Origin of the sequence: Paradesulfitobacterium ferrireducens (assembly GCF_017310645.1) — a bacterium.
Classification (GTDB): Bacteria; Bacillota; Desulfitobacteriia; order Desulfitobacteriales; family Desulfitobacteriaceae; genus Paradesulfitobacterium; species Paradesulfitobacterium ferrireducens.
This window is the reverse complement of the sequence record NZ_JAFLRH010000017.1, coordinates 72,496-87,908: the sequence shown is the minus strand read 5'-3', so window position 1 is coordinate 87,908 and position 15,413 is coordinate 72,496. Positions and strand designations below refer to the sequence as shown.

The following is a 15,413-nucleotide window of genomic DNA, read 5'->3' as shown; positions in this document are numbered from 1 at the left end:
GGATGAATTTACGTCCAGAAGAGATCAGTTCGATTATTAAGCAGCAAATCGAACGCTATAAAGATACGGTGGAAGTAGTAGATGTGGGTACTGTTATCCAGGTTGGTGACGGAATTGCCCGGATCTACGGTTTGGAAAAAGCCATGGCCGGTGAGCTCCTGGAGTTCCCGGGAGGGGTCTATGGCATGGCCATGAACCTGGAAGAGGATAACATCGGATGCGTTATCCTGGGTCCGTTCACGGAAATCAAAGAAGGCGATCAGGTTAAGCGCACGGGCAGGATTGTGGAAGTGCCGGTGGGTGAGGCTCTGATCGGCAGGGTGGTTAACTCCCTGGGCCAGGCGATTGACGGCAAAGGGGAGATCAAGGCGGATAAATTCCGCCCGATTGAATCTCCGGCGCCCGGAGTTGTGACGCGGAAATCCGTCCACGAGCCCCTGCAAACCGGTCTTAAATCCATTGACTCTATGGTTCCGATCGGCCGCGGCCAGCGCGAGCTGATTATCGGAGACCGTCAGACCGGAAAAACCGCCCTGGCTATTGACACCATCATCAATCAAAAAGGGCAAAACGTGATCTGTATTTATGTAGCCATTGGCCAGAAAGCGTCTACCGTGGCCGGAGTGGTGAAAACCCTGGAAGACCACGGAGCGATGGACTATTCGATCGTCGTTGCGGCCACGGCTTCTGAGCCGGCCCCGATGCTTTATATCGCGCCGTATTCCGGCTGCGCTATGGGCGAAGAGTTCATGTACAACGGCAAGCATGTCCTGATTATTTATGATGACTTGTCCAAGCAAGCCGTGGCTTACCGCGAACTCTCCCTCCTTCTCAAGCGTCCGCCCGGACGGGAAGCGTATCCCGGGGATGTTTTCTATCTCCATTCCCGTTTATTGGAGCGGGCGGCCAAGCTCTCGCCGGAAATGGGCGGGGGCTCGATGACGGCCTTGCCCATCATCGAGACTCAGGCAGGGGACGTTTCGGCTTATATCCCGACCAACGTGATTTCGATTACAGACGGACAGATTTTCCTTGAGTCCGACCTTTTCTTTTCCGGATTCCGGCCGGCCATCAACGTTGGCATCTCGGTATCCCGGGTAGGGGGCTCGGCTCAGATTAAAGCGATGAAGCAGGTTGCCGGTCAGCTGCGTCTGGACTTAGCCCAGTACCGTGAGTTGGCAGCCTTTGCCCAGTTTGGCTCTGACTTGGATAAGGTAACCCAGATGCGCCTGGCCCGGGGACAGCGTACCATGGAACTCTTGAAGCAGGGCCAGTATCAGCCGATGCCGGTTGAGGAGCAAGTCGTGGTTATCTTTGCCGCTGTGAAAGGTTTAATTGATGACCTTGACCTGGATAAAGTCGGCAAATTCGAGCAAGAGTACCTGCGCTTTATGCGTTCCGTGAAAGCGGACATCTTAGAAGAAATCCGCACCAAGAAAGCGCTCTCGGATGAGCTGAATTCGAAGCTGGAGACAGCCGTCAAGGAATTTAAACAGGGCTTCTTGTCCTAATGCAAAGGGAGTAGGTGAACTAGGTGGCAGGAGTACGCGATATTCGTCGCCGGATCCGCAGTGTGCGCAACATGCAGCAGATTACGAAAGCGATGAAAATGGTTGCCGCTGCTAAGCTTAGGAAGGCACAGGAGAAAGTTGTCTCTGCCCGCCCTTACGCCCGCCAGCTGCAAGAAATATTAGCCCGCCTGGCTCAAGCACAGGTTGATGTCACGCATCCTCTCTTAGACAGACGACCTGTGCAAAAAGTAGGCTATGTCCTGATAACTTCTGACCGCGGGCTCTGCGGGGGGTTTAATGCCAACCTAATCCGCATGACCTCCGGCATCTTAGCAGAGCAGAGCAAAGGCACGGGTCTGGTGACTGTAGGCCGCAAAGGACGGGATTTTTTTCGCCGCGGCAAAGTAGAAATCATTAATGAGTTTACCGGACTAGGTGATGACCCGAGTTTCCTTCAGGCCCAGCAAATTGCCGGGGAAGTGATGTCTCGTTACCAAAAGGGCGAATTCGACGAGGTCTACCTGGTCTATACAGAATTCATCACGGCCATCCAGCAGAAGCCGACCTTGATGAAAGTTCTTCCGATTGAGCAGCCCGAAGGCAAACTGGGCCGGCAGTATATCTTTGAACCGTCCCCGGAAGAAATCCTGGCCAGGCTCCTGCCTAAGTACGTAGAGACTGTGATTTTCCGTACTCTTTTGGAAAGCAAGGCCAGTGAACAAGGCGCCCGTATGACCGCCATGGGTTCGGCTACGGATAATGCCAAAGAGATGATTGACCGGCTTACCCTGCAAATGAACAGGGCCCGCCAGGCTGCCATTACGAAAGAGATTTCTGAGATTGTCGGCGGAGCGGCTGCTCTCGAATAGCTGCCGGAAATACCCACAAAGGAGGTTTTGGCACCTGTGAATATCGGTAAGATTGTGCAAGTAATGGGTCCGGTAGTCGACGTGGAGTTCGCTCCTGAAGAATTGCCGGAAATTTATAGTGCGATTAAGGTCGACTATCCTGAGCAAAAGATTCATTTAACCTTGGAGGTCGCCCAGCACTTAGGAAACGACACCGTGCGCTGTGTGGCCATGTCATCAACTGATGGGTTACAGCGCGGAATGCAAGCGCATAATACCAACGCCCCGATTACGATTGCGGTGGGACCAAAGACTCTGGGCCGGATGTTTAACGTCTTAGGGGACCCGATTGACGGACAAGACCCGGTGGTCTCCGAGACCAATTATCCGATTCATCGTCCGGCACCGGAATTCGTAAATCTTGATCCTTCGACTCAGATCTTGGAGACGGGCATTAAGGTCGTAGACTTGTTAGCTCCCTATGCTAAGGGGGGTAAGATCGGTCTTTTCGGAGGCGCCGGAGTTGGTAAAACGGTTTTGATTCAGGAACTGATCAACAACATCGCCATGGAGCACGGGGGTATTTCCGTGTTCTCGGGCGTGGGTGAGCGCACGCGGGAAGGAAATGACCTCTGGAACGAAATGAAAGAGTCCGGGGTTATCGATAAGATGTCCATGGTTTTCGGACAGATGAATGAGCCCCCGGGCGCCCGTCTGCGGGTGGGCCTGACCGGCCTCACCATGGCTGAATACTTCCGGGATGAGCAGGGATTGGACGTGCTCTTGTTCATCGATAACATTTTCCGCTTTACGCAAGCCGGTTCTGAAGTGTCCGCGCTCTTAGGACGGATGCCTTCAGCGGTTGGTTACCAACCGACCCTGGCTACGGAAATGGGCGCGCTCCAGGAGCGTATCACATCAACGCGCAAGGGTTCGATCACATCCGTGCAGGCGATTTACGTACCGGCGGACGACTTGACCGACCCGGCCCCAGCCACTGCTTTTGCTCACTTGGATGCGACCACAGTTCTGTCCCGGGCCATTGCCGAGATTGGAATTTATCCGGCGGTGGACCCGCTGGACTCAACCTCCCGCATCCTGTCTCCGCAGATACTGGGCGAGGAGCACTACCAGGTTGCGCGCAGCGTCCAGCAGATTCTGCAGCGCTATAAGGAATTGCAGGACATCATCGCAATTCTGGGTATGGATGAGCTCTCCGAAGAAGAGAAACTGATCGTGGCCAGAGCGCGTAAGATTCAGCGTTTCCTGTCCCAGCCCTTCCACGTGGCCGAAGCCTTTACCGGCCAGCCCGGAAAATACGTGCCGCTTAAAGAGAGCATCCGCGGCTTTAAAGAGATTGTGGACGGAAAACACGACAACTTGCCGGAAGCGGCCTTCCATATGGTGGGCACGATTGAAGAGGCTGTGGAAAAAGCCGCTACACTGGGGGCGTAAGCCATGGCAGGAACATTTACACTTAGGGTGGTTTCACCGGAAGGTCAAGTTGTCAAAGAAGAAGTGGAGTTTGCGGTCCTGCCCGGCGAATCAGGAGAGCTGGGGATTTTGCCCAATCACGCTCCCTTGATTGCCGGACTGCAAGTTGGGGTCATGCGCTACACTGCCAACAGCTCTGTAAGGAAGCTGGCCATCTCCGGCGGATTCGTCGAAGTGGGAGACAACAAAGCCACAGTTCTGGCAGACACTGCCGAACCCGGGGATATGATTGATCTGGCCCGGGCCTTGGCGGCTAAGGAGAGGGCAGAGAAACGCCTGTCCCAGCGTACGCCGGAAGTGGATGTGCGCCGGGCAGAGTATGCCCTGCGCAAGGCGGTCGCCCGGATTAACGCCGCTGAAGGAGACGCCGGACGGAGATAACATCCATATAGCTTTAGGGCGCAAGAAATCTGAACCAATGGATTTCTTGCGCTTTTTCAATCCTAATCTTAACCTCCTTAAAATCAGTGCATGCTGCGTATAAAAACTAGAGATATAGCATGTTTTCTTTTTAGCCCATTGGCAACAATAGAGATAAGTAGGTTCATTTGGGCGAAAAGGAGAAAAATGATGCGCTTAGATCTCCTTGATACTGATCTGGAGTATGCGAATCCGTTTGGAATTCCCAAGTTGCGAAACATATTACTTGTGCTTGTCCTAGCTTATGTTTTATTATTAATATGGCCGCTCATGATAAAGTACGGGAACGGGGTTATCACATCCTCTCCGGTTAGACTGCCGTGGCTGCTTGAGTCAGGGTTAGTGGATGCGACTGAGGCAGAGGTCCGCCTCATTCTGTGGTATGAGGAAGATGATATTCCACCGGTGGTTATTCAAGAATTAGAGCGGGAAAAGTGGGAGTGGACGCTGAGCGAAAAAGTGACTGGTGCGGACCGGCGGGCGGCCACTGTATCTGCCGAACGGTTGGTCACCCGTGAAGAGGAACCGGCCATTAGTCAATGGTACCAAGAATTCGCACCTAAGGTTAGGAAAAGCGGCGGGTACTTATACTTGGACGAACGGGTTCCGGGAGTAGTTGATATTGCTGCCTATCTCGCTGAGGTAGATGCCAAGCCTAAGCAATGGGTTTGGTTAGATCAGGGAAGTTCGATTGCAGCCTATAGAAAAGACCGAAGCCCGTCGATACAGGCTGGTTCGGATCTGATCAATCTCCAGGTAATGACGCGCTCCGGTTCCGAAGAAGGTAAAAGCGTCTTAGCCCTTCCGGCACTCCTGGAGGAATTCTAGTAGCACATTAAGAGGGGTGACTCCATAATTTGAACAAACTATACATTACAGGTGGAAAACCCCTGCAGGGGACGGTGAGTATCAGCGGGGCCAAAAATGCCGTACTCCCCATTATTGCAGCTGCGCTCATGACAGCCGAGCCGGTTGTTTTGGAAGAAACCCCTGATTTAATAGATGTGAATGTCATGACACAAGTCATCGAATCCCTTGGCGCGTCCGTTGTGCGCCAGGGTTCCAGGCTGCAGATTGAAGCACGGGACTTGGAAAGCATTGAAGCGCCGCACGAACTGGTGACGCAAATGCGGGCTTCCATCGTGATTATGGGTGCGCTTTTGGCCAGAAAAGGCAGGGTGCGCATTTCTCACCCGGGCGGATGTGCAATCGGCTCACGCCCGATTAACTGGCACCTTAAAGGCCTGGAAGCCCTGGGGGCAGAAGTGCGGATGGACCACGGCTTTTTAGATGTAAGTGCTGCCCAAGGCTTGAAAGGCACCCGCATTTACTTGGATTTTCCCAGTGTCGGAGCCACCGAAAATATTATGATGGCAGCGGCCATGGCCGAGGGAACGACCGTGATCGAGAATGCGGCTCAAGAGCCGGAGATTGTGGATTTGGCCAACTTTCTGAACGAAATGGGCGGAAAGGTAAGAGGCGCGGGTACGAGTGTCATTCACCTTGAAGGAGTTAAAGAACTTCATGGAACAACCCATACCGTGATTCCGGATCGGATTGAGGCCGGAAGCTTTTTGCTCATGGCTGCAGCAACCGGGGGAGATGTGCTTGTTCAAAATGTAATCTCGGATCATTTGAAGCCTTTGCTCGCTAAAATGCTTGAAGCGGGAGTGATGGTGGAAGAAGAGGGAGACGCTATCCGTGTAAGGGGAGATGGGCTCTACCAGGGAGTCGATGTTAAAACCCAGGTTCACCCTGGGTTTTCCACGGATTTGCAAGCTCCTTTCTTGGCGATGCTTAGCCGTGCCCAGGGAACATCAATGGTGACCGAGACAATATTTGAGAACAGGTTTATGCACGTGGACGAACTAAAACGCATGGGAGCAGACATCAAAATTGAAGGACGGACTGCGATTATTAAAGGAGTGCCGGCTTTAACGGCAGCCCCTGTGACCGCTACCGACCTGCGGGCGGGTGCTGCCTTGATCTTGGCCGCTTTAACGGCAGAGGGCACCAGTGAGATTTCCGGGATTCACCACATTTACCGCGGCTACGAATCTATTGAAGAAAAACTGCGCGGTCTCGGAGTGGTGATTAGAAGTAACTAAACCTAGACCAATATGATATAAAAATCCCAAGACAAATATACCGGGACAGGATAGACCTGAATCCGGTATTTTTATTTACAAAACTTAATATTTCTAATCTTTCCCGCATAGTCATAAGCAGAAGCTTGTACGAGTCCGGGAGGGATTGTCCAGTGAAAAAAGAATGGCTTTTAATCATCGTGCTTTCAGTTTGTATTGCGGCGATACTCCCGTGGACGGTCTTGCGCTGGCATCAAAAACCGTCCGGAGACTACCAGATCCGGATCCTTATGCCCGACGGCACGGTGAGCAAGTTATCCCTGGAAGAGTACCTCATTGGGGTGGTGGCCGCCGAGATGCCGGCCGAATTCGAGCTGGAAGCACTGAAAGCCCAGGCCGTGGCTGCCCGGACTTATGCAGCCAAACGCTTAAGCCAGGTGCCCCTGCCGGATCCCGGTTATGATGTGGATACGACCGTTAAGACCCAAGCGTGGCATTCCAACAAACAATTGCGTTCAAAGTGGGGCTTCGTGGGTTATTGGCGCTACCGGACTCGTATTGCCAAAGCGGTGGAAAGTACGCGGGGCCAGGTGCTGGTAGCGAACGGAGAATACATAGATGCTTTCTTCCATAGCAGCAGCGGGCGCAAGCCGACAGAAAGGCCGGAAGAGGTATGGAGTGAGGCCCGCTCTTATTTGCAAAATGTAGCTTCCGGAGAAGAGAATCCGGAGCGTTTTGTAAAAAAGATTACGTTTAGTGTGCAGGAACTGGCCCAGAAGTTAAGTCTGCCCCAGGTGCCGACCGCCAGCGGAAGCGCAGATGTTAAAGTAATATCACGCACGGCAGCAGGGCGGGTCCGCACCCTCGCTTTGTTCGGGCGGCCCTATGCGGCTACCCAGCTGCGCACATTGCTGGGGCTAGCCTCCACTGACATTGAGTGGTCTGTAGCACCGGGCCAAATCACATTTACCACCTACGGCAATGGGCATGCCGTGGGAATGTCACAGTACGGTGCCAATGATCTGGCACGCAAAGGCCAGGGATATGAAGAGATCCTAGCCCACTTCTACCCTGGCACCAAAATTCTAACCCTCGCTAAACAAGCTCGTTAGTCGTTTGTACTTGGGCACTCGCGGCAACAGCCAGCATCAGCCAGAAATAGGCCGTAACTTTGGGCACAAACAGGAGGTTATCAGAAAAGTTCATAAAATAGAATGCCGGTATGGAAGCTAAAAAGCCAATGCAAAAACTCTTTACGAACGGGTCGGACACATGTTTAGCAGCCTTTCTCACAGTGAGCCAGGCACTGATAAGAATACCGGCCAGGGAGATGCTGCCCGCCAGACCCAGCTCACTCTGGACTTTTAGGTAAGAGTTGTGAACCGGGTACCGTTTCCAATCTTCCCAGGCTAATTCGGGGTATTTGGCAATGTATTGATCGTAATAACTCACAAAATTGCCGTTGCCAACACCCAGAAGAGGATGATCTTTGATCATCTTAAGCGCAGTTTGCCAGAGCCTGATGCGCGACATATTCTGCGATACGTTCCCTATATCATGGAGGCGCGTTGACACCTGGGGCAGAAAGAGAGCGATGGGGGCAAGAAGAATAAAGGCCATGATAACGCGCCAATTATAAATAACGACGAGCATGAGACATCCTAGAATTAAGCCGAGAAGGGCATTGCGCGACCCCGTAAAAATGATGTTCAGGATCAGCAAGAGGGAAAGGCAGCCATAGATCAGGCCGGACAGGTGTCGGCGCTGGGTGAAGGCAAGCATTAATACTGGGAACAACACGAGCACAAGATAAGCGCCGAAGGAATTAGGGTTGCCAAGAGTAGCGGGAACTCTTACAACATTTCCGCCTGCAGTTACCCACTTTTGGACATAATCAGGCTTAAAAAAATACTGATAAGCGCCGAGTACACTAAGCATAGCTGCACTAAGCAAGTATGAGTGCAACAGCTTTTTAAGGAATGAGAAAGAATTATAAGAATACTTGATGATTAAAAATAACAGAACATAGCTAAGAAACCGCAAGCTTTCGCTAAGTGCCAGTTTCTTCTCCAAAGCGTAAGCAATAGAACCAAGCATAATCACGGACATTAAGATTAGAAAAAACTCCAACATTCCGGGGCGGGCCAAGCGGAAGGCCGTGACAAGGCGCCTCCTGGCAGCCGGAACCAGGAGGTTAAGGCTATAAACCCCAAAGATAGCCGCCAACATAATATCCCCGGAGACCGGGAGTGTAAGTCCCCCTAAGGTCAGAGGGAGAAACGGCAGCAAAAAAACATATAGATAAAGCAGTATATGTAGAAGATAATCTAACATTTTCTCACCCAGTTCAGTATAGCAGAGTGATCTTAAGGCCGCAATCGAACCCATGGTCTGGTCTAAAGTCAGCAGGTTGTGGGCAGGATAGAACCAGGGTGAGATTATGAGAAAACGAAGAAAATGGAGCAAATGGACAAAAATATGGTTAAGAATAGGTTTGTTAGCCTTCGCCTTATTAGCTGTAGGCTTAGCCCTGATGGCGGTGGCGGCCAACAGTAGTCTTGATGCTGAACCGTCATTGCCGGTTCAGGGAGACCAAACGCAGAATCCAGGCGCAGGCGGGGACTCTCAGGAAATCCCGAATCCGGAAGAGGAAGCGAACCGGCAAGAAAGTTCGAATCTTCAAGAAGGTTCAGACCGTCAGACAGTTCTGCAGGTGCCAGAGGAGCAAAATCTTTCCACTAAGAAAGCTAAGACAACGACCGCCGCTAGTAAAAGCAACACACACCAAGACAGCCCTGGGCAGGCCGATGAACTAACGCTTGCCGATTTTCCAAGTCCGGTACAAGGCCCGATCCTGCGGGCTGTCGGCAGCTACTATTCCGAGGATATTCAGGATTACCTTTATCACTCCGGAACGGATTATCTCCAGGCTGAGGGAGCAATCATTACGGCCACCCGCGGGGGGACGGTAATATTTGCCGGCCCTGATCCATTCCTGGGCCAAAAGGTTGAAATAGACTGCAGCGGTGGCTGGTTTGTGACCTACGGCTGCCTGGATAATCTCAGGGTAAAAGCAGGAGATAAAGTTGAGCGGCAGGCAGTTTTAGGGCAGGTTGCCCTCGATGGGGGACCAGATGCTGTTAGTGGACAGACCCAGCTTCATTACGAGGTTAGACACGGAGAGGAAGTCATAGAATAAACAACATTTACCGGTTATTGGACATCCGTTAAGGATGTCTTTTTTCTTTGCACGCATATAGATGGCATTCGAGCATCTCTATTTATTTTTCTGTGGATAGGAGTTTTTCCATGAATATTTCTATTGCTTTGGAGGTCGTTGGCTCTTTTGGCCTTAAGATAGACAGGGAGCGGAAGAGGTGTTTTCCTTTGATGCGTTGAGCGGTTAGTTCCTCTGCATCTAACTCTTTGCGGACGATTAAACAGGAAACCAGGGCGATGCCCAGACCTGCAATAACCGCCTGTTTCACCCCTTCATTGCTTCCAAAAACAAAAGACCGCTTCACTCGTAGTCCTAAATCCTCAATCAGAAGCTCGGAAAAAGCTCGGGTACCTGATCCTCTTTCCCTGAGAATCCATACCTGATCTTGTAAATCGTTAGCTATGACGACGGGAAGACGAGCTAAGGGATGATTGTTGGAGACCACTATAATCATTTCATCTTTGGCGAATGTTTGGATATTCAAATCCACATGACTAACGTTCCCTTCCACCAGTCCAATGTCAAGGTGATTGGAGTGGATTTCTTGGGCAATCTCCTCGGTATTGTCAATAGCAACATCTATATCAACTTTGGGATACTGGGCGGCCAACTCCGCCAGGAGTGCTGGAAGGATGTACTCCCCGATGGTAAAACTGGCACCAATTTTTAAAGAACCTGTAACCTCATTCTTCAACAGGTTGATCTTCTGTTTGGCTTCTTCATAAAGCAGGAGAATCTTTTTGGCGTGCTGATAGATGATATCGCCAGACTGGGTTGGCTCTACATGTTTTGATGATCGGTGAAGGAGTTTAGTTCCCAGTTCATTTTCCAAGTTCCGGATGTGTAAGCTTACACTGGGTTGAGATATATATAGAATGTCGGCTGCGCGCGAAAAACTTTTTTGTTCGATGACGGTGACGAATACTTTGAGTGTGTCAATAATCATTCGTTGTCCTCCTTCCTTAAAGAGACCATTACCTTAGATTATAAATCAAATTTAAGTAGTTAGCACAGAATGCGCCGACGAAGAGATTCGATTTCTTAATACTACGAATAAGGAATTTCGATTGCTCGACAATTCACTGCAATTTATAGTGTTAAATAGGGCCTGCTGAATAGCTTATAAGTCTTGATGATTATATTATGGTTTGAAAATTTGGGGTCTGTTCAGCAAACCCTTAATTAGAAGGGAGTGCGCTCATGCTTCTTAATTGAAAATAATAATGTAGAGAAACGACTGGAAGGAGGCCATTTGATGTTGCCCTACAAGATTCTGTTTCACGTGAATGAGCTTAGCCGTTGGCCTGTCGCTTTGCTTAACCTGCGCAACTTGATTAAAGACACCGGATCAGAGAACATCCAAGCCGAGGTCGTCGCCAACGGCCCCGCGGTTCTTCTCTATGCTACTTCCCCGGAGATCGGGGAAAAACTGCCGCCAAGCTGGAGCGGTGAATTCCGTCAACAGCTCCTGCGCGACATACAGCACCTTCGGGAACTGGGTATTCCTTTTCTGGCCTGCGCCAATGCCTTGAAGATGAATGCCTTGGAAGAGAAGTCTCTCCACCCCTTTGTGACCGTCATCCCGGCAGGTATTACGGAGATCGTCAAGAAACAGGCTGAGGGTTACGGTTATGTCAAACCCTGAACAAGCGTCAATCTTGTGTGAACAAATTCAAGCGGACCTCGGTGACTTAGACCCATTGACCCGGAAGGTTCTTTTGCAGCTTCCGCCTCCGACTCCAACGGATAACCGGGCGGATGTCGACCGGCTGCGCCTTGCTCTTGAGCACCAAGTCGGTCCGGTTACGGTGCCCCTTGCTTTAATGTCCCAAATCCATCAGGTTTGTTCTGTCTGCGGGCGTGTTACAGCCACCGTTTCCATGACGGGCTGGGGTTGGCAGCTTATTGACCTGGAACCGGGGGACACCGCCCAGGAACACTACGGGCTGGCTATCGACATCGGTACGACCACGGTCGTCGTCTACCTCATTGACATGAGTTGCGGGGCAGTTCTCCGGCGTGCAGCTGATTTTAACGGGCAAGTCCCACTTGGAGAAGATATTCTCAGCCGGATTAGGCACGCCGCCAACCCCGGCGGCCTTGCTGAGCTGCAAAAGACGATTTGCGATACGCTAAACCGTTTGATCGGACGCCTCTGCACTCCGCCTCTTGTTCCTACCCGGATCAGCGCGGCAAGCATCGGAGCCAACACGACCATGGTGCATCTTCTTCTTGGCCTTGACCCTGCGTCCCTCAGCCGTTCCCCGTATATCCCGGTCGTCAACAACCCTGGCATCCTCACGGCCCAGGACATCGGGCTCCATATCAACCCTCTGGCACCTGTCTACTGCCTGCCCAGCGTCGGCAGCTTCATCGGCGGTGACATCATTGCGGGAGTTCTTGTCAGCGAGATGGACCACCGGGAGGAGATCTCTCTGTTTGTGGACATCGGAACAAACGGAGAAATCGTCATGGGAAACCGGGAGTGGCTGGTCGCCTGTGCCGGGGCGGCAGGGCCAGCTCTGGAAGGCGGTGTCACGACCCACGGCATGCGGGCAGAACCGGGAGCGGTCGATCGGGTGAGCCTGGACCCCGTCACCGGAGTGCGCTATTCGACGATTGGGAATGCCCCGGCCCGTGGAATCTGCGGTTCAGGCCTGGTGGACGTCTTGGCCGAGCTCTTTCTTAACGGGCTCATTGACAGGGCAGCGCGGTTTAGCGCCGGGCAAAGGTATTTTGTGGTCGTGCCTGCCGCCGAATCTGCCTCAGGTCAGGATATCGTTGTCACACAGGCGGATATCGATAACCTGATGGCCACGAAAGGAGCGGTTAATGCCGCCCTCGAGGTTCTCCTGGAGAGCGTCGGCTGCAACTGGCAGGATATCCGGCGCTTTTACGCTGCGGGAGCCTTCGGACAATACCTTCCCCTGGAATCAGCCATCACGATCGGCCTTTACCCCGATCTGCCGCGTTCGGCGATGGTCCGCCTGGGCAACAGCTCCGGCGAAGGAGCCCGACAGGTGCTTATGTCCCAGTCCAAGCGCAGGGAAGCGGAAGCACTGGCCGCCAGGATCACATATTTCGAGCTTAACACCAACCCGACTTTCATGGACAAATTCAAAAGCAGCAAATTTCTACCCCACACAGACATCGACCGCTACCCAAGCGTCAAAGCGCGCCTGCAAGCCCGCCGCCGGAGGCTCTAGCATCCGGTACAACTCCATATTTGGCTTTCATCCCATAAGTTTTCTATATCATAAGTCTTCCTAATTGTTTGTATAGGATATCGATATTGACTGCTCAGTCTTGGGCCAATTATAGTTATTCATGTCAAACCTGCAGGGAGTATCAGACAATGAAGGAGGATGTTGAGTGTTACAACAAGAAAAAAAGAGTTCACTGAGAAAAGAAGTGTCTTATTCAGCACCTGCTGCGGAACAAACAAAATGGGGTTCGTTTATATTAGGCCTCATGTTTACCCTGATCATTGCGGCAGCAGGGACTGCTTTGGCATACCTTCCAGGGCTAAACCGTGTCGGGCCGATGTTAACTTCGATCCTGCTGGCGGTCATTTATCGAAATGTTAAGGGATACCCCGAGGCTCTGAGGGAAGGAATCCGCTTTTCGGGGCACAAAATACTGCGTTTTGCCATCATCCTTTACGGCTTTAAATTAAATATTGATGTTGTTTTGCATAAGGGGATGACTCTCCTGCTCTATGATGCGCTGACCATCATTTTGGCCATTGGAGCAACGATGCTGGTTGCCAGGCTGATAGGGGCCGAAAAACAGCTGTCCCTTCTTCTGGGGATCGGAACAGGGGTCTGCGGAGCGGCAGCTATTGCCGCGGTTGCTCCGATTCTCAATGCAGATGATGAAGATACCGCTATCGGGGCAGGCATCGTGGCGCTTATGGGGACTATATTTACTCTCGCTTACACTTTTTTGCGCGGCTCCCTTCCTTTGAGTCCTGTGGAATATGGAGTATGGAGCGGTGTCAGCCTGCATGAGATTGCCCATGTCGCCGCAGCAGCGGCACCCGCCGGCACGGAGGCTTTGGCAGAAGGACTGCTGGCTAAGTTGGGGCGTGTCTTCCTCATGCTTCCCTTGAGCTTTATTCTGGCTTCCTGGATGCGCCGGAAAGAAAATGGAGAAGTCAAACAAAGTACACCGTTTCCTTGGTTTCTTGTCGGGTTCATGCTGACCAGTCTCATAGGAACGTACTTGCCGATCCCGCAAGCCGTCTTGAATACCATTTCCACTGTGGCCTCCTTTCTCCTGGCTGCAGCTATGGTCGGTTTAGGATTGAATGTACATCTTGCTAACCTGAGAACGCGGGCCTTGCGTCCCTTAACGGCTATGTTTGCCGCTTCGCTCATAGTATCCGTGGTTTCTTACTTTACTTTGCAGTTCTGAGCAGTAACCTGGACGCAGGGCCTTCTAAAAAGTCCTATGAAAATAAAAGGGGGTTTTTCTTATGGATATTCGCAGCATTCTTGTTGGTCTTGACGGTTCAAAAAGCAGCCGGAAAGCCTTGCAAGCCGCCGTGGATTTAAGCCGGAAACTCAATGCCACGGTCACAACTTTGACGGTTGTGCATTTACCGGATTTCAGCCCAGGCGGAGGAGAAGTGGAGGAACTTGAGCAGGCAGAGAAATACTACCAGCCTTTGCTGCAGGAGGTAAAGGCTTATGGTTCAACGCTCGGGTGTGACATTATGACGGTGATCCTGAAGGGCCATCCGACAGAACAGTTGCTCCAATATGCCGAGGATCACCAGGTGGATCTAATAGTCATCGGGACCCGCGGCTTGGGAGGATTCAAAAAGCTACTCATGGGCAGTGTGGCGCAAAAAGTCGTAAGCTATTCCAAGATTCCTGTTATGGTTATCCGGGAGTGACTACAAAGGATGTGTGAATGAAGGATGCGCTTAGCTGACAGGGGGCCGTGTTCATCATATGGCTCCTATTTTTTGTGTTCAGTATTGCAGATAATAGCAGGAAAAAGCAAATTCTTGTAGAATGCAGTAGAATAGACCTCGTTACAAAGAAAACTTGGCTTGCGCCAAGGCATTTTAGGCGACGGCAGAAGCCCAAGTTGCACTTATGCACTCCGATGAAAGTTATGCTTTCGGATATGCTTAAACAGTCGTGCTTGCTGGGATGTATTGTGACGTTCATAACGCGAAAGGATGGATTCCGAGATGAGAACGTGTGAACGTGTCGGTAAAACATATAGAACAAATGTTCGGGGGGGGGGGGGGGGGGGGTATTTTATGTCTTAAATTCCATATTATGGAATAATTATTTCCTTATGGGTTTCGTTGCCACAACTAAAACAACTGCTAAAAGGGTTGTATTTACTACCGAATGGAAAAATAAGTAATTCCAGGCGGTGTTAAATCCAGCCCTTTAATTTTTTGTTTTGAAGTGCGTAAGTGGAGAACGTAGGAATAGCGAACCAAGGGGAAGGCTGTTACTAATTCCGGATGTAGAGAAGATATCACGCATTAACAGGGTGATGTGAATGTTAAGAAACTCACGCAGACCGGGGATTTTCTGTTCCGCCAAGAAGTTCTTGTGCAATGTTTAACAGCTCAGATTAGCATTAATGTGTCAAAGAGGATGTGTTAACATGCTATTTTTAAACGGGAAACCACCCCCGGTTCAGCCGATAATTCCGACTATAATAAGCTCTATCACTGTTTGACCCAGTGGGATTTTACCCCACCTATTGAAGTGGATATTCCCTCATCCAGTTCCCTCTATTCCGTGGTCGACATCTTAAGCCGGCATGAGTTCTCAAAATCACAAAGATCAGAGAACAAGTGTAT

The 15,413-nt window shown here is 51.2% G+C and carries 14 protein-coding genes; 12 read left to right on the top strand and 2 right to left on the bottom strand.

Annotated features, from left to right (window positions below):
• Positions 1 to 2 precede the first annotated feature (2 nt).
• From atpA to spoIID, 7 genes are all read left to right on the top strand, one after another.
• Positions 3 to 1,511 (top strand): F0F1 ATP synthase subunit alpha, encoded by a 1,509-nt coding sequence (gene atpA, locus J0X21_RS05595; protein ID WP_206811211.1) that lies wholly within the window; start codon positions 3 to 5, stop codon positions 1,509 to 1,511.
• A 23-nt stretch (positions 1,512 to 1,534) separates the two neighbouring features.
• Positions 1,535 to 2,380 carry an ATP synthase F1 subunit gamma gene (gene atpG / locus J0X21_RS05590; RefSeq protein WP_206811210.1) on the top strand — a complete coding sequence of 282 codons (846 nt, stop codon included), beginning with the start codon at positions 1,535 to 1,537 and terminating at the stop codon, positions 2,378 to 2,380.
• Positions 2,381 to 2,416: 36 nt separating this feature from the next.
• A complete protein-coding gene (gene atpD, locus J0X21_RS05585) occupies positions 2,417 to 3,814 on the top strand; it encodes a F0F1 ATP synthase subunit beta (protein WP_206811209.1) in 1,398 nt (465 codons plus the stop codon).
• 3 nt (positions 3,815 to 3,817) lie between these two features.
• On the top strand, positions 3,818 to 4,234 hold the full coding sequence (locus J0X21_RS05580; protein ID WP_206811208.1) for a F0F1 ATP synthase subunit epsilon: 417 nt from the start codon (positions 3,818 to 3,820) through the stop codon (positions 4,232 to 4,234).
• A gap of 189 nt (positions 4,235 to 4,423) precedes the next feature.
• The gene (locus tag J0X21_RS05575; protein ID WP_206811207.1) at positions 4,424 to 5,101 is read left to right on the top strand and encodes a hypothetical protein; all 678 of its coding nucleotides are present in this window, start codon (positions 4,424 to 4,426) and stop codon (positions 5,099 to 5,101) included.
• Between the two features lie 29 nt (positions 5,102 to 5,130).
• Complete coding sequence (murA, locus tag J0X21_RS05570) at positions 5,131 to 6,381, top strand: UDP-N-acetylglucosamine 1-carboxyvinyltransferase (RefSeq protein ID WP_206811206.1); 1,251 nt, start codon at positions 5,131 to 5,133, stop codon at positions 6,379 to 6,381.
• A gap of 152 nt (positions 6,382 to 6,533) precedes the next feature.
• Positions 6,534 to 7,472, top strand: coding sequence for a stage II sporulation protein D (gene spoIID / locus J0X21_RS05565; protein WP_206811205.1), 939 nt, complete (start codon positions 6,534 to 6,536; stop codon positions 7,470 to 7,472).
• On the opposite strand, the gene J0X21_RS05560 is transcribed toward spoIID, so the two are convergent.
• A complete protein-coding gene (locus tag J0X21_RS05560; RefSeq protein ID WP_206811204.1) occupies positions 7,456 to 8,694 on the bottom strand; it encodes an O-antigen ligase family protein in 1,239 nt (412 codons plus the stop codon). The genes spoIID and J0X21_RS05560 overlap by 17 nt on opposite strands.
• A gap of 106 nt (positions 8,695 to 8,800) precedes the next feature.
• Here J0X21_RS05560 and J0X21_RS05555 point away from each other — a divergent pair, with 106 nt between their 5' ends.
• Positions 8,801 to 9,559 (top strand): M23 family metallopeptidase, encoded by a 759-nt coding sequence (locus tag J0X21_RS05555; protein ID WP_206811203.1) that lies wholly within the window; start codon positions 8,801 to 8,803, stop codon positions 9,557 to 9,559.
• A gap of 82 nt (positions 9,560 to 9,641) precedes the next feature.
• Here the strand turns inward: J0X21_RS05555 and J0X21_RS05550 are convergent, their stop codons facing one another.
• Positions 9,642 to 10,526, bottom strand: coding sequence for a LysR family transcriptional regulator (locus J0X21_RS05550; protein WP_206811202.1), 885 nt, complete (start codon positions 10,524 to 10,526; stop codon positions 9,642 to 9,644).
• A gap of 309 nt (positions 10,527 to 10,835) precedes the next feature.
• On the opposite strand from J0X21_RS05550, the gene J0X21_RS05545 reads away from it, so the two are divergent.
• From J0X21_RS05545 to J0X21_RS05530, 4 genes are all read left to right on the top strand, one after another.
• Positions 10,836 to 11,225 carry a DsrE family protein gene (locus tag J0X21_RS05545; RefSeq protein WP_206811201.1) on the top strand — a complete coding sequence of 130 codons (390 nt, stop codon included), beginning with the start codon at positions 10,836 to 10,838 and terminating at the stop codon, positions 11,223 to 11,225.
• The gene (locus tag J0X21_RS05540; protein WP_206811200.1) at positions 11,212 to 12,786 is read left to right on the top strand and encodes an ASKHA domain-containing protein; all 1,575 of its coding nucleotides are present in this window, start codon (positions 11,212 to 11,214) and stop codon (positions 12,784 to 12,786) included. The genes J0X21_RS05545 and J0X21_RS05540 overlap by 14 nt, the downstream gene beginning before the upstream one ends.
• A gap of 193 nt (positions 12,787 to 12,979) precedes the next feature.
• On the top strand, positions 12,980 to 13,996 hold the full coding sequence (locus J0X21_RS05535) for a YeiH family protein (protein WP_268939352.1): 1,017 nt from the start codon (positions 12,980 to 12,982) through the stop codon (positions 13,994 to 13,996).
• A gap of 61 nt (positions 13,997 to 14,057) precedes the next feature.
• Positions 14,058 to 14,480 (top strand): universal stress protein, encoded by a 423-nt coding sequence (locus tag J0X21_RS05530; protein WP_206811199.1) that lies wholly within the window; start codon positions 14,058 to 14,060, stop codon positions 14,478 to 14,480.
• Positions 14,481 to 15,413 lie beyond the last annotated feature (933 nt).

What these genes read in the sequence shown, in the direction of transcription:
- J0X21_RS05545 (WP_206811201.1), top strand. Translation starts at nt 10,836, where the DNA reads ATGTTGCCCTACAAGATTCTGTTTCACGTGAATGAGCTTAGCCGTTGG.
- atpA (WP_206811211.1), top strand. Translation starts at nt 3, where the DNA reads ATGAATTTACGTCCAGAAGAGATCAGTTCGATTATTAAGCAGCAAATC.
- J0X21_RS05580 (WP_206811208.1), top strand. Translation starts at nt 3,818, where the DNA reads ATGGCAGGAACATTTACACTTAGGGTGGTTTCACCGGAAGGTCAAGTT.
- J0X21_RS05555 (WP_206811203.1), top strand. Translation starts at nt 8,801, where the DNA reads ATGAGAAAACGAAGAAAATGGAGCAAATGGACAAAAATATGGTTAAGA.
- J0X21_RS05540 (WP_206811200.1), top strand. Translation starts at nt 11,212, where the DNA reads ATGTCAAACCCTGAACAAGCGTCAATCTTGTGTGAACAAATTCAAGCG.
- J0X21_RS05550 (WP_206811202.1), bottom strand. Translation starts at nt 10,526, where the DNA reads ATGATTATTGACACACTCAAAGTATTCGTCACCGTCATCGAACAAAAA.
- J0X21_RS05560 (WP_206811204.1), bottom strand. Translation starts at nt 8,694, where the DNA reads ATGTTAGATTATCTTCTACATATACTGCTTTATCTATATGTTTTTTTG.
- J0X21_RS05575 (WP_206811207.1), top strand. Translation starts at nt 4,424, where the DNA reads ATGCGCTTAGATCTCCTTGATACTGATCTGGAGTATGCGAATCCGTTT.
- J0X21_RS05530 (WP_206811199.1), top strand. Translation starts at nt 14,058, where the DNA reads ATGGATATTCGCAGCATTCTTGTTGGTCTTGACGGTTCAAAAAGCAGC.